This is a genomic window from Bradyrhizobium sp. CCBAU 45394 (genome assembly GCF_028128655.1).
GTDB lineage: Bacteria > Pseudomonadota > Alphaproteobacteria > Rhizobiales > Xanthobacteraceae > Bradyrhizobium > Bradyrhizobium diazoefficiens.
In genome coordinates this window covers 21,935-42,781 of record NZ_LBIX01000154.1, presented here as the reverse complement: position 1 = coordinate 42,781, position 20,847 = coordinate 21,935, and the positions used below count along the sequence as shown (strand labels likewise).

Annotated in this window: 19 protein-coding genes; 10 read left to right on the top strand and 9 right to left on the bottom strand. The window is 62.3% G+C overall.

Features of this window, described 5'->3' with window-relative positions:
• Positions 1 to 3: 3 nt before the first annotated feature.
• Genes WN73_RS16820 through WN73_RS16800 form a run of 5 tightly spaced genes read right to left on the bottom strand, consistent with a single transcriptional unit; the run spans position 4 to position 4,252 of the window.
• The gene (locus WN73_RS16820) at positions 4 to 936 is read right to left on the bottom strand and encodes a hypothetical protein (RefSeq protein ID WP_028174182.1); all 933 of its coding nucleotides are present in this window, start codon (positions 934 to 936) and stop codon (positions 4 to 6) included.
• Positions 936 to 1,400 carry a DoxX family protein gene (locus tag WN73_RS16815; RefSeq protein WP_161533510.1) on the bottom strand — a complete coding sequence of 155 codons (465 nt, stop codon included), beginning with the start codon at positions 1,398 to 1,400 and terminating at the stop codon, positions 936 to 938. The genes WN73_RS16820 and WN73_RS16815 overlap by 1 nt, the downstream gene beginning before the upstream one ends.
• 1 nt (position 1,401) lies before the next feature.
• A complete protein-coding gene (locus WN73_RS16810; protein WP_028174180.1) occupies positions 1,402 to 3,288 on the bottom strand; it encodes an amidohydrolase in 1,887 nt (628 codons plus the stop codon).
• Positions 3,285 to 3,575, bottom strand: coding sequence for a XapX domain-containing protein (locus WN73_RS16805; protein WP_038965613.1), 291 nt, complete (start codon positions 3,573 to 3,575; stop codon positions 3,285 to 3,287). Before WN73_RS16805 ends, WN73_RS16810 begins: the two co-directional genes overlap by 4 nt.
• Before the next feature lie 26 nt (positions 3,576 to 3,601).
• Positions 3,602 to 4,252 carry a hydrolase gene (locus WN73_RS16800; RefSeq protein ID WP_011089697.1) on the bottom strand — a complete coding sequence of 217 codons (651 nt, stop codon included), beginning with the start codon at positions 4,250 to 4,252 and terminating at the stop codon, positions 3,602 to 3,604.
• A gap of 314 nt (positions 4,253 to 4,566) precedes the next feature.
• Here WN73_RS16800 and WN73_RS16795 point away from each other — a divergent pair, with 314 nt between their 5' ends.
• Together WN73_RS16795 and WN73_RS16790 are read left to right on the top strand one after the other, a co-directional pair.
• Positions 4,567 to 5,382 carry an alpha/beta fold hydrolase gene (locus WN73_RS16795; protein ID WP_038965612.1) on the top strand — a complete coding sequence of 272 codons (816 nt, stop codon included), beginning with the start codon at positions 4,567 to 4,569 and terminating at the stop codon, positions 5,380 to 5,382.
• Positions 5,383 to 5,395: 13 nt separating this feature from the next.
• Complete coding sequence (locus tag WN73_RS16790) at positions 5,396 to 6,028, top strand: hydrolase (RefSeq protein WP_028174177.1); 633 nt, start codon at positions 5,396 to 5,398, stop codon at positions 6,026 to 6,028.
• Between the two features lie 18 nt (positions 6,029 to 6,046).
• Here WN73_RS16790 and WN73_RS16785 read toward each other — a convergent pair whose 3' ends face one another.
• On the bottom strand, positions 6,047 to 6,985 hold the full coding sequence (locus tag WN73_RS16785) for a helix-turn-helix domain-containing protein (protein WP_271553861.1): 939 nt from the start codon (positions 6,983 to 6,985) through the stop codon (positions 6,047 to 6,049).
• Positions 6,986 to 7,233: 248 nt separating this feature from the next.
• On the opposite strand from WN73_RS16785, the gene WN73_RS16780 reads away from it, so the two are divergent.
• The gene (locus tag WN73_RS16780) at positions 7,234 to 8,223 is read left to right on the top strand and encodes a LysR substrate-binding domain-containing protein (protein ID WP_271553860.1); all 990 of its coding nucleotides are present in this window, start codon (positions 7,234 to 7,236) and stop codon (positions 8,221 to 8,223) included.
• Here the strand turns inward: WN73_RS16780 and WN73_RS16775 are convergent.
• Positions 8,157 to 9,080 carry a ring-cleaving dioxygenase gene (locus WN73_RS16775; RefSeq protein ID WP_271553859.1) on the bottom strand — a complete coding sequence of 308 codons (924 nt, stop codon included), beginning with the start codon at positions 9,078 to 9,080 and terminating at the stop codon, positions 8,157 to 8,159. The genes WN73_RS16780 and WN73_RS16775 overlap by 67 nt on opposite strands.
• Here WN73_RS16775 and WN73_RS16770 point away from each other — a divergent pair.
• The 7 genes from WN73_RS16770 (at position 9,071) to WN73_RS16740 (ending at position 19,188) form a co-directional block, all read left to right on the top strand.
• Positions 9,071 to 10,246: an alpha/beta fold hydrolase gene (locus WN73_RS16770; protein ID WP_271553858.1), complete on the top strand. Its 1,176-nt coding sequence runs from the start codon at positions 9,071 to 9,073 to the stop codon at positions 10,244 to 10,246. The two genes, WN73_RS16775 and WN73_RS16770, sit on opposite strands and share 10 nt — an antisense overlap.
• 65 nt (positions 10,247 to 10,311) lie before the next feature.
• The gene (locus tag WN73_RS16765) at positions 10,312 to 11,328 is read left to right on the top strand and encodes an MBL fold metallo-hydrolase (RefSeq protein WP_271553856.1); all 1,017 of its coding nucleotides are present in this window, start codon (positions 10,312 to 10,314) and stop codon (positions 11,326 to 11,328) included.
• Between the two features lie 75 nt (positions 11,329 to 11,403).
• Positions 11,404 to 13,062 (top strand): MFS transporter, encoded by a 1,659-nt coding sequence (locus WN73_RS16760; RefSeq protein WP_271553854.1) that lies wholly within the window; start codon positions 11,404 to 11,406, stop codon positions 13,060 to 13,062.
• A gap of 619 nt (positions 13,063 to 13,681) precedes the next feature.
• Entirely contained in the window at positions 13,682 to 15,109 is a 1,428-nt protein-coding gene (locus tag WN73_RS16755; protein WP_271553853.1) for a hypothetical protein, read from the top strand.
• Positions 15,110 to 15,374: 265 nt separating this feature from the next.
• The gene (locus WN73_RS16750; RefSeq protein WP_011089707.1) at positions 15,375 to 15,836 is read left to right on the top strand and encodes a hypothetical protein; all 462 of its coding nucleotides are present in this window, start codon (positions 15,375 to 15,377) and stop codon (positions 15,834 to 15,836) included.
• A 146-nt stretch (positions 15,837 to 15,982) separates the two neighbouring features.
• Positions 15,983 to 17,719, top strand: a complete 1,737-nt coding sequence (locus WN73_RS16745; protein ID WP_271553851.1) for a type I secretion system permease/ATPase — start codon at positions 15,983 to 15,985, stop codon at positions 17,717 to 17,719.
• A gap of 50 nt (positions 17,720 to 17,769) precedes the next feature.
• Positions 17,770 to 19,188 carry an HlyD family type I secretion periplasmic adaptor subunit gene (locus WN73_RS16740; RefSeq protein WP_271553849.1) on the top strand — a complete coding sequence of 473 codons (1,419 nt, stop codon included), beginning with the start codon at positions 17,770 to 17,772 and terminating at the stop codon, positions 19,186 to 19,188.
• Between the two features lie 145 nt (positions 19,189 to 19,333).
• Here WN73_RS16740 and WN73_RS16735 read toward each other — a convergent pair whose 3' ends face one another.
• Both WN73_RS16735 and WN73_RS16730 read right to left on the bottom strand, forming a co-directional pair.
• A complete protein-coding gene (locus tag WN73_RS16735; protein ID WP_039183898.1) occupies positions 19,334 to 20,119 on the bottom strand; it encodes a response regulator transcription factor in 786 nt (261 codons plus the stop codon).
• A 132-nt stretch (positions 20,120 to 20,251) separates the two neighbouring features.
• Complete coding sequence (locus WN73_RS16730; protein ID WP_271553846.1) at positions 20,252 to 20,836, bottom strand: hypothetical protein; 585 nt, start codon at positions 20,834 to 20,836, stop codon at positions 20,252 to 20,254.
• Between the last annotated feature and the right edge of the window lie 11 nt (positions 20,837 to 20,847).

Genomic DNA, 20,847 nt, shown 5'->3' with positions numbered 1-20,847 from the left:
ATCTCATTTGGCGTCCGCCCGCGATGCACTCTTCGGGCCAAGGGAGTGGATCTCGGCGACGTACCCGCCGGGGAACATGACGAACGCAGCAGACCGGCTGCTCGACGTGTAGGATTCGACCAGCACCGTGGCGCCGGCGTCCTTCGCCTTGCCGAGGGTGGCTGCGAGGTCAGCGACTTCATAACCCGTCGTCTCCCGACCGTAGGGATAGGGCAGATGACCGTCGGTGACCAACACGACCATCTTCCCGAATGGGGACTCGATCCGGATGCGCCGGTAGGTCAAATCGGGTCTTCCGATCTCGACGCCGGGCGCCTTCGCGTCGTCCGAGACGACCTTGCCGCGGGAGAAGGCAAGAAAACTCCGGGTGAAGGCGGCGGCCCTGTCGGGCGAGACGTATACGCGATTCTCCGGAATCCGCTCGAAGGGAGCGTAGTCGGGTTTCGTCGTATGCCAGTAGAGCTGGAGGTTGACGCCGCCGGGCCACTGGACCACGGCATCGCGCCCGATGGGATCCGGGAAGGTGGAGACGATCACGTCAGCCCCCGCAGCGCGGGCCGCCTTGATCGCCTCGTCCATGTCGCCGACGAGGTAGCCGTTACGTTCGGCCCCGAAAGGATAAGGGATGGGCGTCTTGAAGCCGAACAGCGAGACGGTGCCGACAGGCGTCTGCAACAGTTGCGACGTGGTGCTGCTCGGCGTGGGCGTTACGGTTGCCACCACCTGCTTGGTGCTCTTGCCGCCAAACGTGGCCAGAAAACTGGATACGAACTTGTCCACGTCCTCAGGCGCGACGTAGACGTGCGTTGTGTCGTATTGCGGGGCAACGGCAACAGCCTGCTCCTTCGACTTCGTTGCTTCCCTGGCGACGACCGGCGAGCTCACCGCGACAGCCGCCGCCAACGCCACGACAGCGAACATCCGTGTTGATTTCATCAGGAAACTCCTTGGACGGATTGAGATCGCGGCGCCCGGTCCGGGTGATGCGAAGTCTCATTGGACAGAATCGATACGATGACAAGGCCCGCAATCAAGCCGAGATGCTCGAAGAAGGCATTCGTGGCCATGAATCTCTCATGGCCGCCCATGGTCCAGAACGCGTTTGCGGTGAGCATCGCGACGAACGTCAGGATGCCGAGCCCGCCGGCCCCCAGCCACACGAAACGATTCACGACGACAAGCAGAGACCCGCCGAGTTCGACCACGATAGCGGCGGTCGCCCACAGCCAGCCCGGATACAGGCCGAAATGTTCCTGCTCGGCCACCGCGCCCGCGAAATCGAGCAGTTTGGTGAAGCCGCCGAGCAGATAGGCCGATACCAGGGCCAGCCTGGCCGCATGCCACAGAAGCGGCCAGCGCAGGATCACGGAGATCCGGTTCGGTGTGGCTGCGGCAGGCATGTCAGACCGCCCAGCAGGCGCACCCCAGCGCGCCCCAGAAGCTTCGGAGGTCGGAGACCGGCAACCGGCTCGACCAGGCCGCCGCATGGTCGTGTCCGTGGACGCCGCAGGAATTGGCGCAGCCGCACATCTGCATGGCCTTCATCGCGAGGCTGGTATCCTTCGTCTTTGCCGTGTCGTCGGCCCAGGCCGCGTACCCGCCAAAGCGGCGGACCGGCGACCAGTCCGGCATGGCGGGCGGCGGTGTGACGCTCTCCAGCTTGGAGAAGTCTCCCGCGCCATAGACGATCCTGCCTCCGACCATGGTCAGCAGCGAAGTCGTATCGGCGATCTCGGCCTCGCTGCACGAGAAGTAGTCGCGGTCCGGGACGACGAGGTCGGCGAGCTGGCCGACCTGGATCCGACCCTTGTTACCCTCTTCGTTCGAGAACCACGTCACGTTTTCGGTCCACATCCGCAGCGCCGTCTCGCGATCCAGACAATTGCGCTGGGGCGTGATGCGCAACCCGCCGACGGTCCGGCCGGTGACGAGCCAGGACAGAGAGACCCACGGGTTGTAGGACGCAACGCGGGTCGCGTCCGTACCGGCCGACACCTTGACGCCCTTGTCGATGATCTTCTTGACCGGCGGCGTCGCCTCGGCGGCTCCCGCTCCGTACCGTTCCACGAAGTATTCGCCCTGATAGGCCATCCGGTGCTGCACGGCGATGCCGCCGCCGAGCGCCGCGATGCGATCGATCGACTGGTCCGAGATCGTCTCGGCGTGATCGAAGAACCAGTGCAGCCCTTCCAGGGGCATGTCCTGATTGACCCGCTCGAACACGTCCAGCGCCCGTGAGATCGTCTCGTCGTAGGTGGCATGGAGACGCCACGGCCATTTGTTCTGAACGAGGACCCGAACGACCTCCTCGAGCTCGCCTTCCATCTCCGCAGGCATGTCCGGACGGGCGACCCGAAAATCCTCGAAGTCGGCCGCCGAGAACACCAGCATCTCGCCGGCACCGTTGTGCCGGAAATAGTCGTCACCCTGCTTGTACTTCGAGGTTTTCGTCCAGTTGAGGAAGTCTGCCTTCTCGCCCTTGGGCTTCTGGGTGAAAAGGTTGTAGGCGAGTCGTATCGTCAGGAGGCCTTCGTCGCTCAGCTTCTGGATGACGGCGTAATCGTCGGGATAGTTCTGGAATCCTCCGCCGGCGTCGATCGCACCGGTGACGCCGAGCCGGTTCAATTCGCGCATGAAATGACGCGTCGAATTGACCTGATAATCGAACGGAAGTTTCGGGCCCTTGGCAAGGGTCGCGTAGAGGATGTTGGCGTTGGGCTTGGCCAGCAGCAAACCCGTCGGATTGCCCTTGGTATCGCGCATGATCTCGCCGCCCGGCGGTTCGGGCGTGTCCTTCGCATAACCGACGGCCCGCAGCGCCGCGCCGTTCAGGATGGCCCGATCGTACAGATGCAGCAGGAAGACCGGCGTGTCGGGCGCGACGGCGTTGAGCTCGTCGATCGTCGGAAGCCGCTTCTCCGCGAATTGGTGTTCGGTGAATCCGCCGACCACTCTGACCCACTGCGGCGGTGGCGTGACGGCGACCTGCCGCTTCAGCATATCCATCGCAGTGGCGAGCGAGCGTACCCCGTCCCAGCGCAGCTCCATGTTGAAGTTCAGACCGCCGCGGATGATGTGAAGGTGGTTGTCGATCAGGCCCGGCAACACGCGCCGTCCCCTGAGATCGACGATCTTCGTGGACGGCCCCGCCAGCTTCATCACGTCATGATCGTGCCCGACCGCGACGAAGCGGCCATCGGCGATCGCGACCGCCGAAGCCGCCGGGTTCGAGCGATCGAGCGTCGTGAACAGACCACGATGCAGGATGATATCGGGTGCGGAGCTCATGAATGTTTCTCCTGGCCGTCCACCGAGGCGGCATTTTTCGATTGGTCGTTTTGACGACCGGGCAGCATGCCGAACATGTGCGGGGCGCACTTGGCTTGCTGCCACGCCGACGCAAGCCCGTGCCCGGACAACAGCTGCCGGGCCACGGGAACGATCTGCTCACCGGCGAGGATGCCAAGAAGCCCGACCAGCGCGACCAGCGGCGGCGCGGGCGAGCGCACGTTGAGAAGGCTGTAGATGACGCCGACCAACAGGCCGGCGCCAAGGGACAACAGATAGATCTTCATCACGGCGATCCGCAATTGGAGGAGGTTCAGCCGGCTTTCGCGCCCCCTTCGGAGGCATGTTCGCCGAGTGCCCATTTCGAGAAGCGGATCTGGATTCCGTAGGGCGAATGCGCGCGCTGGATGTCCATCATTCCTTCGTAGGTCTCGCTGCGCGCCCAGTCCTGCTGAAGCTCGTAGGCGTATTGCGACGAGGTGATGGGAACCGCTCCTGCCTGGATGGCGCGCTCCATGGCGCGGTTGTGGGCTTCGAGCGAGAGATCGCCGCAAGCGTCGGCGGCAATGTAGATCTCGTAACCTTCCTTGAGCATGTCCAGGGTCGGAAAGATCACGCAGGCCTCGGTCCAGAGACCGGCCAGCACGAATTTCTTGCGACCGGTGGCAGCCACCGCCTTGCGGAAGTTCGCGTCGAGCCAGGAATTCATCGACGTGCGGTCGATGATGTCGTGCTCCGGAAACAGCGAGGCGACTTCCGGCATGAAGGGGCCGGAGAAGGAATCCCGCGCCACCGTGGTCAGCACGGTCGGAATTTTGAAGAGCTTCGCGGCCTTTGCCAGGATCTGGACGTTGTTAACCGTGACGAGGCGGTCATGCGATTGAACGCCCTGGAACATGGCCGGCTGGTAGTCGATCAGAGCGATCGCGCTGTTGTCGGGGGTGAGCATATCGAGTTTCGACATCGAGAAGTTCTCCTTGCGATCGGCATGAGCGATCGAGCGAAAGGGGATGGATGGGCGGCTGTATCGTGAACCCTGAACGCCGGCCAACGCTTGGACGATTTCGTCGCGGCTTGGATTTCGGCGCGATGATCATTCACGTGCGGCGAATTGCCGGGCGCATGTCCGCAGCGCCGGTCGGAGATCGCCAGCATGTCCAAACGACGCGCAGATCGTGCAAGCCAATCCGCGCCCTATCCGCAAACTTGCGGGCAGGAGGACCGAACCGCCTTGCAGAATGCCGTTCGGTTTTCATCAATTCGTCACAGGAGCGAACGATGGCCTTGCTTGAATTGCGGGACGGCACCGAGCTTTATTACAAGGACTGGGGAAGCGGAAAGCCGATCCTGTTCAGCCATGGCTGGCCGCTCAGCGCGGACATGTGGGACGCGCAGATGCTTTTCTTCGCCGAGCGCGGTTATCGAACGGTGGCGTTCGACCGCAGGGGCTTCGGCCGGTCGAGCCAGCCCTGGACGGGCTACGACTACGACACCTTCGCCGACGACATCGCTGACATCGTTAATCATCTCAACCTGAAGGATGTGACGCTGGTCGGATTCTCCATGGGCGGCGGAGACATCGCGCGCTACGTGGCGCGGCACGGCACGTCGCGGGTCGCCAAATTCGTCCTGCTCAGCGCCGTGACGCCCCTCTTCGTCAAGACCGCGGACCATGACGGTGTCGACAAGTCGGTGTTCGACGGCATCAAGGCCGGCCTGGTGAAGGACCGTGCGCAATTCCTCGACGACTTCAGCCCCCTCTTCTACGGCACCAACCACGGCACGAAGGTGTCGCAAGGCGTCTTCAAGCAGACCCTTCAGATCGCGCTTCAGGCGTCGGTCAAGGCGACCATCGATTGCGTGACCGCGTTCTCGGAAACCGACTTCCGGCCCGACATGGCCAAAATCGACGTGCCCACCCTGGTGATTCACGGCGAGGACGATCAGGTCGTGCCGTTCCCCTACACGGGCAAGCTGGCCGCCGAGATGATCAAGGGCGCCAAGCTGAAGATTTATCCGGGCGCTCCGCACGCAACGGCGACGACGCATGCCGACCAGGTCAACGCAGACCTCCTCGCGTTCCTGAAGGCCTAACCGGAGAAAGTCGATGGCCCCGAATCCGCTTCATCTGCTCGAGCCCAGGGACTGCGCCCTGCTTTTGATCGACCAACAGGCCGGCCTGGCTTTCGGAGTGGGGTCGATCGACCGGCAGGTTCTCATGAACAGCGTGGTCGCGCTCGCGAAGACCGCGACCGTGTTCGGCCTGCCGGTCGTCGCCTCCACCTCGGCGACGAAAGTGTACAGCGGGCCGCTGATGCCGGCGGTCAAGGCGGCGCTTCCAGGCGTCGAGCCGATCGACCGGCGCAGCATGAACATGTGGGAAGACGACAAGGCGCGCGCGGCCGTTCTGGCCACCGGTCGAAGCCGCCTGATCGTTTCGGGTCTGCTGACCGAGGCATGCGTGACGTTCGCGGTGCTTTCTGCACTGTCAGCCGGCTTGGAAGTCTACGTCGTCGGCGACGCCTGCGGAGGATTGACGACTGCGAGTCACGAACTGGCTCTCGGCCGGATGCAGGCCGCAGGCGCCCGCCTCACATCCTGGATCCAGGTTCTGCTCGAGATGCAGCGCGATTGGACGAGGCATGAAACCTACGATGGCGCACGCGCCATCGTCGAATCTCATGCCGGAGGATACGGGATCGGCCTGGCCTACGCCCGCGACATGATCCGACCCGCTTGAGACAGGATCCTGCTTGCGTCAGCCCTCGGAGCGGGCCCTTCGCCATGCTCCGGGGCTGGCCCCCACGTTGCGGGAAAACACCCGGGTGAAGTAGCTCTGGTCGCCAAAGCCGCAGATCAGTGCAATGTCGGCGAGCGGAAGCTTTGTGCTCTGCATGAGGCGCTTCGCCTCGTCGATGCGAAGCTGGGACAGGAATTCGTGCGGGGCAACGCCCGTGCTGCGCCGGAACGATCTGGCGAAGTGGCTTGGCGTCAACTTGCATTCGGCGGCGACGTCGGCAATCGTCAGATTGCTGGCGAGACGCGCTCGCATGATTTCCTTGGCGCGACGCTCCTGCCAGGGGGCAAGGCCTCCACCCGCAGCTTTTCCTTGTGGGCGCATTCCGCCATAGGTTTGGGCGAAATGGGCCAGAACACTCAACCCGATCTGATCGACGAAGAGCTGATTGCTCGTCGGATCCTGCTCCACCGCACTGAGCAGAACGCTGGACAGGGTCGACAGGAAGGGGTCACGCTGATCCCTGCTCCATTTGAGCGTCGAGATCGGTTTGGCCCCGTGCTCACGGGCAAACTCGTCGAGGGCCGTCTGGGGCACGTAGTATTGAACGGCATCGAACGGGCCTTTGAACTCACATTGAGGGTTGTCCATCAGATTGATGACGCTCACGGTCCCCGCACCGAAAGCTCCCGAATATCTCGGTCGTCCAGCGAGCCAACAGGAATGCCGATCGAGGTCACCGAGCTGTTGCAGGATGCTGAAGGCCGGTTCGGAAGGAATGACCGCGGTCCGCTCCCGAACGAATTGAGAGCAGGTCAGCCGGGTCATCGCCAGTGCCAACTGCCCTTCGCGCTTGATGCGCAGCAGGCAGTCACCCTCCATTCCCAGGTGCTGGCTGAGGCGACGACCGTAGAAGCCGCCGGTCGTACTATCAGACTCTTCCATCATCAGGGTATTCAAAGCTATCCATCATTGGATATGCCGCCATCATGAGTCCGAAGGACCACCTGCAGATCACGTCCGCCGCACCGATTTTCCTCTTAGAGCGATAGTCGTCCTCGTTCAAGTCACCGATCCGACAGTGGCGTGTCAGCAGGAAAATCGATCGCAAAACGAAACGATGACCCAGCATAGGTGACATTTGGCGGACTTGATAATCCGCTCCAATTCCACTTTATCTGTGAAACGGTTTCATAGATGGATACACGATGGATAATCGCATCGGGGAAATGCAGGTCTTCCTCCGTGTGGTGGAAGCCCAGAGCTATTCCGAGGCAGCCCGTCGACTGTTGATGACACCGTCAACCGTCAGCAAGCTCATCGGAAGGATCGAGGCGCGGCTCGGCGTCAGACTGTTCGAGCGTTCGACGCGGCGGCTGTCGCTGACGTCAGAGGGTCGGATGTACCACGACAAGAGTGTTGCACTGCTGGCCGAACTCGATGGCATCGAACGCGGCATTTCTCGGGGTGCAGCGGCGGCCGGCGGGACGATCCGGGTCAACACCACGGTGTCCTTCGGCATTCTCGGCCTCGAGCCTCTGCTCCCCGCCTTTTGGCAAGCACACCCTGAGATCGTGGTCGACATCTCGCTCTCCGACGAAATCGTCGACATGTACCTCGACCGGACCGATGTCGCCTTCCGGGTCGGGCCGTTGCAAGCCTCCGCGATGGTTGCCCGACGCATCGGGGTCGTCAAAAGAAGGATCGTCGCATCTCCAGACTACATAAATCGGCTAGGTGAGCCAAAAAGGGTTCAGGACCTTTCACGTCACAACTGCCTGGGATTCAATTTCCGGCGCTCTGCCCCGGTCTGGCCTCTGAAGGAGAGCGGGCGAATTGCCGACCGGGCAATCAGCGGCTCGCTGCTCGCAAACAACGCTCAAAGCCTGCGGCGAATGGCAATCGCGGGCATCGGCCTTGCAAGGCTCGCCGACTATCACGTCCGCGACGACATATCGGCTGGCCGCCTGGTCGAGGTTCTCAAGGGCACGGCAGGTGACGAGGAACAAATTCATGCGCTTTATCACGGTGGACCGCGGCTGCCCTTTCGCGTGAGAGCATTCCTTGACTTCATGTGCCCGCGACTGACCGATTTCATGGAAGGTCGGGCTCGCGATGGTCGACAGGCAGTTCAAGCGAGCGGAGGCAGGATCGCCGCCAGTTCGGCGCGACGCTCTTCGAGAATGGCGGGAAGCTGAAGTTGCTGGCCGAGCTGCTCCGGCGCCTCGTCGACCGCAAAACCCGGGCCGTCGGTCGCGATCTCGAAAAGCACGCCGCAGGGTGCGCGGAAGCCGACCGCGTTCAGGTAGGTCCGCTCGATGGGATCGCTCACCACGATGCCGTACACCGACTGGAGTTTCTCGACCATCTCCGATCGATCGTCGAGATTGCTCGCGCGGAAGGCGACGTGCCGGATGGTGCCGCCGCCGAGGCGCCCCCGCGATGACTTTCCGATCATGCGCAAGGTGATCGTCCCGCCCGGACCGTCATGAGCCACGAAGCGCATGGCGCCGTTTCTCTGAGAGACCAGCTGGAAATCGAAAACCTTCTGGAGGATGTCGATGGTCTCATCCTCCTCGCGGACATTCAGCGTGACGCCATGAAGGCCGCGCAGCGCGAGATCGGCCTTGGAGTTTGGGTCCGCCTGCCCCGATCGTCCCTCCCATGTCTCGATCAGCGAGAGGGCCGTACCATCGGGATCCGAGAAACAGAGCGTACGCTCGCCGAAGGGCGACACCTCCGATCGATAGGGCACACCCGCAGAAGCGAGCCGATCGGCCCACCCGTCGAGTGAATCCCCTGCGACGCGGAAGGCGGTCTGCACCACCTCGCCGGCGCCGGTCAGCCCCGGCGTCACGCAATTCCAGGCCAGCGTGCTCATTACGGTGCCCGGATTTCCGACGTCGTCGCCGTAGTAGACGTGGTAACTGCCGGGGTCGTCATAGCAGACGGTCTTCTTGACCCGATTGAGCGACAGCACACCCGCGTAGAAGCCGGCGGCGCGCCGCACGTCGCCGATGATTGCTGTGACGTGATGAAGTCCCCGTGCGTTCACGCAGTTGCTGCCTGATCCTCGATCCCGAAGCCGTCCGTTCGGGGTACCATGTCCACCTCGCGGATCCTCGTTCTCCCTTGCGTTGCTGGTCGTTACGAACATGCAATCCCGAACATCGCCGCGCGTCTTGGACTTTTTCCCGATCTTGGAACCGCCGCCAGGGTAAAATTCGGTGCCCCAACCGACCGTTTCCGCAACTACAGCGACGCAATCGTGCAAAACGCCGTGACAACCTGCAATCAGTCCCCTCCGACTTGACCAAGGATCGTGCCCGGAAACCTCTTACTCCGGGCATGACATCGGTGACCACCATTCGTCGCGCAACCTGCCGAGCAAACGGCATCCGCCAGTTCTATCTGGAGGCTGGGGCCGGTCCTCCGATCGTGCTGTTGCACGGCTTCCCGGAGACCAGCTTCGCCTGGCGTTTCCAGATACCGGCGCTTGCCCCCCACTACCGGGTAATCGCGCCGGACCTGCGCGGATACGGCGAGACCGACAAACCGCCGAACGGCTACGACAAGAGGACGATGGCCAACGACATCGTCGAGCTCTTGAAGACACTCGGCGTGGGGCGCGTGGCACTGATCGGACACGATCGCGGCGCGCGGGTCGCGACCCGCCTGGTCAAGGACCACCCGGATCTGGTCGATCGCCTCGTCGTCATGGATAACGTTCCAACCCGCATCGTCGCGCGCGAGATGACTGCGAAAGTCGCCCGCGAATACTGGTTCTTCATGTTCCACCAGATCCCCGACCTGCCGGAGGCACTGATCGCGGGACGCGAGGACATCTGGCTTCGTCACTTCTTTTCCGACTGGTGCCACGACCCGATGACGATCTCCGGCGAGGCGTTCGAGACCTACGTGAAGTCCTACAGCGCGCCTGGCGCCGTACGGGGCGCGATGTCCGACTATCGCGCCAGCGCAGAAGACATCGCGCAGGATCTCGAGGACGCGGAGCAGAAGATCCGGTGTCCCGTGCTGTCCCTTTGGGGTGAAGACTTCGGCGCCGTCGGCCGTCTCTTCGACATGAAGGCGGTCTGGAGCGAGATGGCGGAAACCCTCTCGGTCGCCCCGATCGAACGTTGCGGCCATCTTCCGCAGGAAGAACAACCGGAAGCGGTCAACAAGCTTCTTCTCGATTTTCTGAAGGGCTGGAACGGATGAAATCCTCAACCGCACCATGTCATGCCGTCGACTGAACCGGGACACCTGGCGATGAGGAGACAAGGATGAAGCCGATCCGCACCGTCGCGATGTTGACATTCGTATCCCTGCTGTCTCACGGCCAGGTGCATGCCGGCGCTCCCCAGGTACGCACCCAGGCGCCGGGCTTCTATCGCATCATGCTCGGGCGCATGGAGATAACGGCCTTGCTCGACGGGACCCATCCGTTTCCAGTCCACGACGTGATGACCAGGAACGAGACGATGCCGGGCGGAGACCGGAAAGCCGTGAAGCTCGCGGAAAGCCATCCCGGTAGAGGGGATGCCGTGCTCGCCGCCTCCGATCTCGCAGCTCCCGTGGAAGGCTCGATCAATGCCTTCTTGGTCAACACGGGAGACAGGCTCATTCTGATCGACAGCGGCGCCGGCAGCCTCTATGGCGCATGTTGCGGGCACCTTCTCGAAAATCTGCGCGCGTCCGGATACAGACCGGAGCAGATCGACGAGATCTATCTCACGCACTTGCATGCCGATCACGTCGGCGGCATCGCTCCAGAAGGAAAGCCTGCGTTTGCCAATGCAACCATAAGGGTCAACCAGAAGGACCTCGACTACTGGCTCGACGCCAAGAACGAGAGTGAAGCTCCCAAATTCCTCAAGCCGATGTTCGAAGGCGATCGCGCCTCGTTGAAGCCCTACAGGGAATCCGGCCGGCTGAAGCCCTTCTCGGAAGGTCAGGAGCTTTCGCCGGGGATTCGTGCAATTCCTACTCCCGGGCACACCCCAGGACACACCTCGTACGAGGTCTCGAGCGGAGGGCAAACATTGCTTGTCTGGGGCGATCTCGTCCATGTTGCGCCGATCCAGTTTCCCGATCCCGCCGTGACCGTGACTTACGACCGCAATCCGCTGTCGGCGGAACTGGAACGCACGGCAGCCTTCGCTCGGGCCGCGCGGACGTCGACGTGGATCGCGGCGGCTCACATCGCCTTTCCTGGAATCGGACATATCCGCTCGGTCGATGGCCGGTTCGAGTGGCTACCGGCGAACTACACCACCGTGTTGAAACCGACGAACGACTGACGTGACGCTCGGATTCTCGAGCATTTTGATCCGACACCGCCAGCCTTGCGCGGGTTCGATGGTTTGAGTGAATCAATGCCCCTATCCAACGAAAAGCCGGATCCATCGTCGACGGTGCCCGACACTTCCCCGTGGATCGCGTTTCGGCACACCACGTTCACGGTTGTCTGGATCGCAACCGTCGTCGCCAACGTCGGCACCTGGATGTACAACGCTGCGTCCGGATGGCTGATGACCAGCCTCGATGCCAATCCCCTCACCGTCTCCCTGGTTCAGGTCGCGAGCAGCCTTCCGATGTTCCTGTTCGCGCTGCCGGCTGGCGCGCTGGCGGATACTGTCGACAAACGCCGTTTTCTGATTGGTTGTGAAATCGTCCTTACAATCATCGCGGCAGCAAGTGCGGTGCTCGTCGGGCTTAACCTCGTCACTCCGCCCATCCTTCTGCTGTTCACGTTTCTGCTCGGCGCCGGCGCTGCGTTCACCGCGCCCGCATGGCAGTCGGTTGTCCCTCAGCTTGTCCCGAGGCAAGACCTGGCCGCGGCCGTGGCCGGCAACGGCGTAGGCGTCAACATCAGCAGAGCCATCGGGCCGGCGCTGGGTGGCGCCGTCATCGGCGGGTTCGGCATCGCGGCCCCCTTCTGGATCAATGCTCTGAGCAATTTCGCCGTGATCGGAGCGCTCCTGTGGTGGCGCCCGGCGTCTTCGCAAGGCAGCGCGCTTCCACCGGAACGTCTCGCTGGCGCCATGGTGATCGGCTTCCGCCATGCGCGATTCAATCCGAAGCTTCGTGCGACACTCGTCAGGGCGGCGGCGTTCTTCTTCTTCGCGAGCGCCTATTGGGCACTGCTCCCCCTCGTGGCGCGCAATCAGATCGCGGGCGGTCCAGCACTCTACGGCATCTTGCTCGGAGCGATCGGCGTGGGTGCCGTCATCGGTGCGTTCATACTGCCCTGGATGAAGACAACCTTCGGGCCCAACGGGCTCGTTGCGGCCGGCACCGCCGGCACGGCGCTTAGTCTGATCCTCCTGGGCATCGCGCGTCACGCGGAGATCGGACTTGCGGCGTGCCTGATCGCCGGTATCTCATGGATCGGCGTCCTTGCGACGGTCAATGTCTCAGTTCAGGTCTCACTGCCGGACTGGGTGCGCGGCCGGGGGTTGGCGATCTTCGTCACCGTGTTCTTCGGCGCGATGACCGCTGGCAGCGCGCTCTGGGGTCAAATTGCCTCTGGACTCGGCTTGCCTACGGCGCACTTCCTAGCCGCTGCGGGCGCCGTCGCAGGAATCGCGTTGACCTGGCGCTGGAAGCTTCAAACCGGTGCAGGCATCGATCTTGCGCCCTCGATGCACTGGCCCTCACCTGTCTTGGCAATCGAGGCAGACGCTGACCGCGGGCCAGTCCTGATTACGGTCGAGTACCGCATCTCCGCGGAGCGCCGCGAAGCCTTCCTCGTCTCCATCAGAGACTTGGAGCAACAACGAAGGCGTGATGGCGCATATTCCTGGGACGTCTTCGAAGACGCCGCCGAGAGCGGACGCTTTCTGGAGACGTTTATGGTCGCGTCTTGGCTTGAGCACTTGCGGCAACACCAGCGCGTGACCAATACCGACAGGGCCGTTCAGGACGCCATCCGCAAATTCGGCGCCGCGGCCGAGCCCAAGGTCACCCATCTCATCGCCGCCAATTTTCGGCAAACCGGCTTAGGCACGCCCAGCAAACAGTCGTTGCCGTAGATGCTGATCTGCCGACGTTGGGGCGCTACCACCTAGCGTTAGAAATCGTACAAAATCGTAGTTTGGAGCGCAAAATCTGAGCCTTGGTAGCGGGTGACCGCTATCGTCCGCCTATCCTTGCGTCCCAAGCTCGGGCAAGTCGCCAACTTGAAGAGCACGCCGTAACGGCCGAGCGCGACCATCCCAAAACTGACTCTGCGTTGATTTGTCTTGATCTCCCAGTGCACACGACACCGACTACCCCCGACAGTTAGGACTTTTCCTAAGGTTAGATCGGTCCGCTCGTCTCAATTTGCCGCCCCACCTCGTGCATAGCTTGGTCGAGTACCCGGAACCCCGGTAGATTTCCTCGCGCGCATTCTTCTGCGCGTCATAGATCCTGATCTGGAGCATGGGAGAACACTTCTTTAGTTTTTCTCCACCTCCCTGGCGCAGTTACGAATTCCGCGCCAGCAAAGGCTGTAACCGCACCCGAACGGATGTAGCCGATGTTACGGGTGCCAGACGAAGCGCCATATCCGAACTGACGACTGGGCATTCGACCTTCCCAGGATGACATTCTGTCCGGAGTGCAGAACCCGTCTGATCGCGCGGAGCGATTGCGATGAGGGAGGCTACGATGGATTTTTCGCGGATGTCGGATGGAATCCGGCTGCATCACGCCTCTCTTCACCACGATGGGTACGATGGCGAGGACGAACAGAGCCCTGCGCCGAGTGCCCCGTTCGTGGCAGACGCGGTCGGCGGTGGCGCCCTAGTCCATCGTCCCGGCCCGTTTGCAGGTCCTGGAGCGCACCCCGCGAGCGCGAATACCCAGCATAATGACTCCGACCCGGTTCAATCCAAACATCCCACATCGGGGGTCGACACGGGCGGCCACGCCGGCGACCACGCTGCGGCGGGTCTGGATGCTCCGTCCACGAAGCCTGCTGCCGGCGCATCCTATCCCGGGATGAGCATTGCTTCGGTCGAGAGTGGGGCGAACACGGCCGGGAACGGCGGGGATGGCCACTTTTACGGAGGGATCATTCACGCGTCCCTGTTGGTCTATGAACCGATCAATATCTCCGTGAGCCTGGGATACGGCTCGGTCGCTCTAGCCAACCAATCCAACAATTTGAATGTCGATCAATCCGCTTTTCAGATGGCCGGCGTCGGCGGCCATGGCGGCAACGACAACATTGCAGCGGGTGGGAGCGTCAGTACGTCGTTGGGCGCCGGCGTGATCGCGAGCGGCGACAACGGCGCCGGAAATGGGGGCAGCGGTTATTTTTCGGGTGCGATAGTGGACGCTCCCGTGGTGATCTATCATCCGATCAATATTGCGATGGCGGGTTCGGGCGGCACTGCGCATGCAAGTCAATCGAACACGGTCGACATCGATCAATCGGCCACTCAGATCGCGGGCGTCGGCGGAAGTGGCGGAAATGCCAATGTGGCCGCCGGCGGCAGCGTTATCACGCTAGACCCCAGTTGGGGATCAAGCAACGGAGGGAGCATCTGGGACGTTCAAACGGGCGGAAGCCAGGCCGGCAATGGCGGCGACGGCGCGTTCTACGGCGGGCTCGTCCATACTTCCTTCGTACTGTACAACCCGATCAACATCGCAGTCGCGGGCTATGGCTCCAACGTTCATTCGGTCCAGACAAATGACGCCTACGTGGATCAATCCATAGTTCAGATCGCCGGCATTGGCGGACACGGCGGCAACGGCAACGCCGCGGCGGGCGGCCATGCAAGCCTTCTTTCCCATGGCTTGTGGGGCGGCTCCGACACGATCGCGACCGGTTCGAACGGCGCAGGCAATGGCGGCAACGGCTATTTTGTCGGCAGCCTGATCGATGTCAGCGTCGCGATCTATGCACCCATCAATATCGCAATCGCGGGTCCCCATTCGACAGCCCTAGCCGATCAGGTCAACAACGTGCACATCGACCAGAGTGCGGTCCAGATCGCCGGGCTTGGCGGGGACGGCGGCAACGGCAATCTCGCGCTGGGTGGCGATCTTTCCGCCCATCTTCTGTCGGATCTTCACCTGATGGGATAGCGAAACATCGCGCCGCTCGCACAAGCCCGATCGCGAGTTGCGTCGATACTCTGCGCATGCAAGCTCGCCCTGCGGACCCTCCCGGATGTTTCGAGCTCCGATGTTGTGCGACGAATGTCATACTTTCGTACGTAGGTCGACCAGACCGGATGGTGTCCGATTTGACATCTATCGCCATCGCGCTTGAGCGGATCAGACTTGCCGCGCGCGTCCGCCTGATCGGGATGGATGATGCACGAAAGCCAACAGAAAGCAGGAGGCTCAAATGTTGCCCAAAGCGATCAACATCTCGGACTCGATCGGATTCAAATCGATCAGCACCGGTGGTCAGAACGTCGGAAATGGCGGCGACGGCACCTTCAAGGGAGCCATCATCAGCAAGCCGACGCTCAACTTCGATCCAACCAACAAGGCGGAAGGTGCCGACGTGCACGTGAGCACCGGCGATCACGTCAATCAGACGGCAGACTGGGATGCCGGCGGCGCCAACGCGCAGGCCTCGTTGTTTTCGAAGGCCCATGGCGGAGACGCCCAATCGAACGGAAGCCAGAAATCCTACAGCGGTTACGATACCTCCAAGGTATACGCCAATACGGATGCGACCCAGATCAACAAGCTCGCGGTGGACCAGCACCAAGAGGTCGTGGCCGGCATCGGCGGCAATGGCGGAGACGGTAACGCCGCGCTGGGCGGAGAAGTGAGCTTCCATCTCGATACTTCTTTCTGACCACCGGCTCGTCCGACTGGCAGGGACCGGTGGCCGCCGCCACCGGTCTGAAGTTCGAGCCAATACCCCGCCGATACGATACCGTTGGCAGACGACGTTGGCCATCGGTCAAGTGCACCGGACCTCGATTTCAGGCGGTGACGATCATGCTGATGCCGCCCATTCGGTTGCCCATCCTGCCGCAGGTCCGGACGCCACTGCACGCAGCCCTCCGGTCCTGTGTGGGACCACTGGGTCTCGTATTCGCATATAGTTGCAGCTACAACCTGCTTCTGTTTGCGCCCTCCATCTATCTTCTTCAGATCTACGACCGGGTGTTGTCGAGCCGGAGCGGCGAGACGTTGCTCCTGCTCACGCTCATTGTCGCGATCACGGTGGTCGTCGGCGGCGTCTTTGATGCATTGCGGCGCGCCGTCCTGGGACGCCTCGGCGCCTGGCTCGACGATCGCCTTCGTCCCCGCGTGATTTCGGCCGGCCTCGAATCGGCGCTTCGCAGCGATTGGACGCAAGCATCGGGCGCATATCGGGATCTCACCGTGCTGCGCCAGTTCGTCGAATCCGGCGCATGTCCGATGCTGTTTGACGCGCTCTGGGCGCCCTTGTTCCTCCTTGTCCTCGTTCTGATCCATCCCCTGCTCGGCGTGGTGGGCGCCTGCTGCGTCGCCTTCCTGTTCGCGCTCACGGTTGCCGGAGAGCTGGTCACGGAAGACGTTCTGCTCAGATCCGGCGCCGCGCTATCCAGAAGCTGCGGCCGCCTCCAGACTGCAGCGAGCAACATCCACATGATCCGCGCCATGGGAATGCTCGATAGCGCTGCGCGCATGATCCACCGTGACGCGCAGCACGCCCGCAGAGAGCACGATGTGGCACTCCGGCGAGGCGAGATCGTCTCACTGGCCGCCAAGCCGGTTCGCGCGCTGTCGCAGGTCCTGATCATGGGGGCTGCCGCATGGCTCGTCCTCGATCACGGGAAGAGTCCGGCAATCATCTTTGCTTCCACGCTGATGTTCAGCCGGGCGCTCGCGCCGGTCGAAAGTGCGGTCGCAGGCTGGAAATCGCTCGTGACGGCCGTGAGCGCTTGTCAGCGGCTCGGCGCACTTCTCGCCGCATTCCCCGTCGCCCGGCAGCAGAGCCCAGAGGTTTCTCCGCTGCAGGCGCGAAGCGGCCTCGTCGTCGACAATGTTGACGTGAGGCTTGCGGGGACCAACCATCTGCTCCTGAACGGCGTCTCGTTCAGCCTCATGCCCGGAGAATGCCTTGGCATCATCGGTCCGTCCGGGTCAGGCAAGTCCTTGCTCGGCCAGGTGATCGCCGGGCTGTCGATGCCAACGCATGGCCGTGTCGTCCTCGACAATACCGACGTCTCGCTGTTTCGCGAGGGCCTAAAAGGCGACCGCCTCGGATATCTCCCCCAGGACATCAACCTCCTCGGCGACACGATCAACGACATCATCGCACGCCTTGACGATGCCGATCGGCGGAAGGTCATCGAAGCGGCCAAGCTCGTCGGTATCCATGGGGCGATCATGCGCTTGCCGCTGGGTTACGACACGGTGGTTCAGAGTGAAGCAACCTTCTCGCGCGGGTATCGGCAGCGCCTCGGTCTTGCCCGCGCCTTTTTCGGCAGTCCACGCCTCATCGTTCTCGACGAACCCAACGCCAGCCTCGACTACGGGGGCGAGCGAATGCTCCTGGATGCCATCGAGCGCATGAAGCTCGCAGGCGTCATCCTTGTCGTCATCACTCACCGGATGGGTCTTCTCGCCGCCACGGACAAGATTGCCATCATGGAGGACGGTGCGGTCGCCGCGTTCGGCGACAGCGAGGACATCTTTGAACGGCACCTGAGCCGACCCCAGGTTACTTCACAGATAGCGCCATGATTTGGAACTCTCTCACCATCTGGAAACTTCCCGCCGTCTCGAGACTTCCCATGATCTGGGACCAGCTCGTGCGAGCGCCGGCGCCCCACCCACCCGCTCGGCGATTTGGCGTCGTGGTGACCGCAATCGACGATTTCGAGCCTCTGGAATTTCCATGGTGCTCGACGCCCACGCCGACCTCTCCGCGCGGAAGGCTTCGCGGCATCACCGTCGCGGGCAATCTGCTGGTGCTCTGCTTCATGCTGGGGCTTGGTACATGGGCGAGCCTCGCGCCTCTCGAAAGCGCCGCGATCGCGTCTGGCGTCCTGGAATCGGAATCGAGCCGCAAGACGATCCAGCATCTGGAAGGCGGTATCATCAGGAAGATCCTGGTTTCGGATGGCGATATCGTGCGCAGCGGCCAAACGCTGATCGCGCTGGACGACACCCGGGCCGGCTCGGAGATGCAAAGCCTCCAAGGTCAATTTTGGGATGCAGCTGCTCGTGCCGCACGGCTTCAAGCCGAGCAGCAGAGATTCGAGAGGATCGCAATCCCGGACGCGCTGGAACAGGACAGCAGGCAGAACGGAGTGGCCGCCGCTGCGGTGTCGGCGCAGCAGTTCATTTTTCAGGCACGCATGCAAGTTCACGAGTCGCAGCTTGCGGTCATTCGCGAACGAAGGCATCAAGTCGAGAAGGAGATCGAAGGTCTCAAGGCTCAGGAAACCGCCACCGGGCAGCGGGTCGACATCGTTCGGGAGGAACTGGATATGGTCGCGACCCTCGTCAACAAGGGGCTCGAACGGCGGCCGCGGCTTCTGAACCTGCAGCGGGAGCTGGCCGACGTCGAGGGCCGCCGCGGCGAGATCGCCGCGCAGATTGCCCGCGCCGGGCAGGTCATCAGCGAACAGCAGGCCACATTGTTCAAGCTCGAGAGCGAGAGGCAGAACGAGATCGCACAGTCGCTTCGTGAAGCACAGAACCAGATATTCCAGCTCCGCGAGCGGTTGCTTGCGGCCAGGGATCAGCTATCGCGAACGGAGGTCAAGGCGCCCGAGGACGGCGTGATAACCGATCTGCGGGTTCATACAGCCGGCGGTGTCATCGGAGCAGGTGCTCCGCTCATGGACCTAGTGCCCCGGCAAGACCGTCTCATCGTAACCGCGCGCCTGAGGCCCGAGGACATCGATGTGGTTCATCCCGGCCTCAGTGCCGAGGTTCACCTCGTACCGTACAATCAGCGTCGCGTGCCTCGCCTGAAGGGAACCGTCGTGCACGTATCCGCAGACCGGCTCCTCGACAAGCGTACCGACCAGCCATACTACGCGACAAAGATCCGGATCGAGGATGGGCAGATCGCGGCAAACGACATCCAGATCGTCCCCGGCATGCCGGTTCAAGTGTTCATCACGACCGGGCGAGGCACCGTGGCTCTCTACGCGCTCAGGCCCCTGCTCGACAGCTTCCGTGGTGCATTCAGAGAGGACTAAAGCGCGATGAGATTGGGATGAATCGTCATCGCGCTTTAGGTTGTTGTTGGAGCATGATCTCCACGCAAACGCGTTCCGCGTTTGTCGCGAGGGAGAACCGCTGCGCACCTTGCGTTAACGCGGCCCTCCGGGTCCGGATCATGCTTTAGGTCTCCGGCATTAGAGCCGCACCGGGGTCGTGATCGCGACTCTGCGCGGGCAATCGGCCGCGCCAGCGGAGGACGGCTTCCGTGCGATTGTGCGCAGCACATTTCCTCATGATATGCTGAATGTGCATTTTGACTGTGCTTTCCGAGAGGCCCAATTTGGCGGCGATCAGCTTGTTGGGCAGGCCGAGCTCCAGTTCCGCCAGAACCTGTTGCTCACGAGGCGTGAGATCGGTCACGCTCCTCCTGTCGATAGCCACTCTGGCTCCCTCGTTAATCAGATATGCGGGCACAAGCCCGCGCGCATCCGGTGGCTCGAAATCCGTTATCCTGTTCATCCCGGCCACGGGCAACGGCCTGTAGGCGCCGCCGACAAGAACAAGGCGCAGGCCTGCTATGGCGATCTCGATCGGTAGCGAGGTGGAAAGAAAGCCGCGCACGCCCCGCTGCATCGCGGCCTGCACGGTCGGTTCGTCGTCATGGTTTGAGAGGACAACAGTGGCGGCGTTGGGACAACACTCCGCAACGAAGGCGAGATCGTCCTCAACCGAGGGATCGCCGATGGGCTTGTCCGCGATACTCAGCATCACCAGACGAACATCGCGGGCTGACGTGCAGTCCAGGCCTTGGACCGTTGCCATGTCAAGGATCTCAAGTTCGTCCAACTCCCTCCTGAGGACGTGCAGAATGCATGTACGAGGCAACACGAGCGGCTCGATGATCACCAGAACCGGCAAGTGAAGCGATTCATTGAGCCGCTTTGACGTGTTGATTATGTCGTGCATGATGCCCTCGAGATGAAACGAATTTCCGCTTTAGTGCCGCATCCACTGCGGGATCACTTGACACCTGGGTGGAAATTCTTTCCGCTCAAATCATTTTGGCGTGTACCGCGCGGTGGCGCGGTCGACGCATCCCTAATTGCAGATATTTCGATACGCCGTTGAGGCCGCCGACCCTGACCTACCGTCGACGACGTATGCTTCATCCTCCTTCACGAGATACAGAAACGGCCGCTCTCCAGTCTCGCCGCCTGACGCGCTTCTTCCTTTCACGCGCCCGCAAATCGTATCCACGCGGCGTCCAAGCATGTTCTTTCGCATTGCGCGCTTCACGTCGCTGAGTTCGACCGTCTCCAGATCCCCCATCTGCGTCGCGATCGCAACCTTCGCCTTGTCCAGAGCACGATCCGACATTTCCGCGGTCCGTTCGGGTGCCGGGACGCTGATCCTCGTCCGCGGGGACGCCGCTTTGGCAAGATCGGTCGATCCGCGTTTCTTCGGAGTTGATGTCTTGCCGGGCCTTGCCTGCGTTGCGGAATTCGATCTGACAACCGCAAGCTCTGGCGCCAACGCAGTCGGCATTGGCTGCGCGGGTTGGGCGACAGCGCCCCTGTCGAAACAGGGTCGTGACGCGCACCCGAGGAAATACCCCCGGGACGGCGCGAACCAGCCAAAGCCGATCAGGACTCCTGCCAGCACTCCGACAAATAGCAGTCCCATCCGATTCCCCT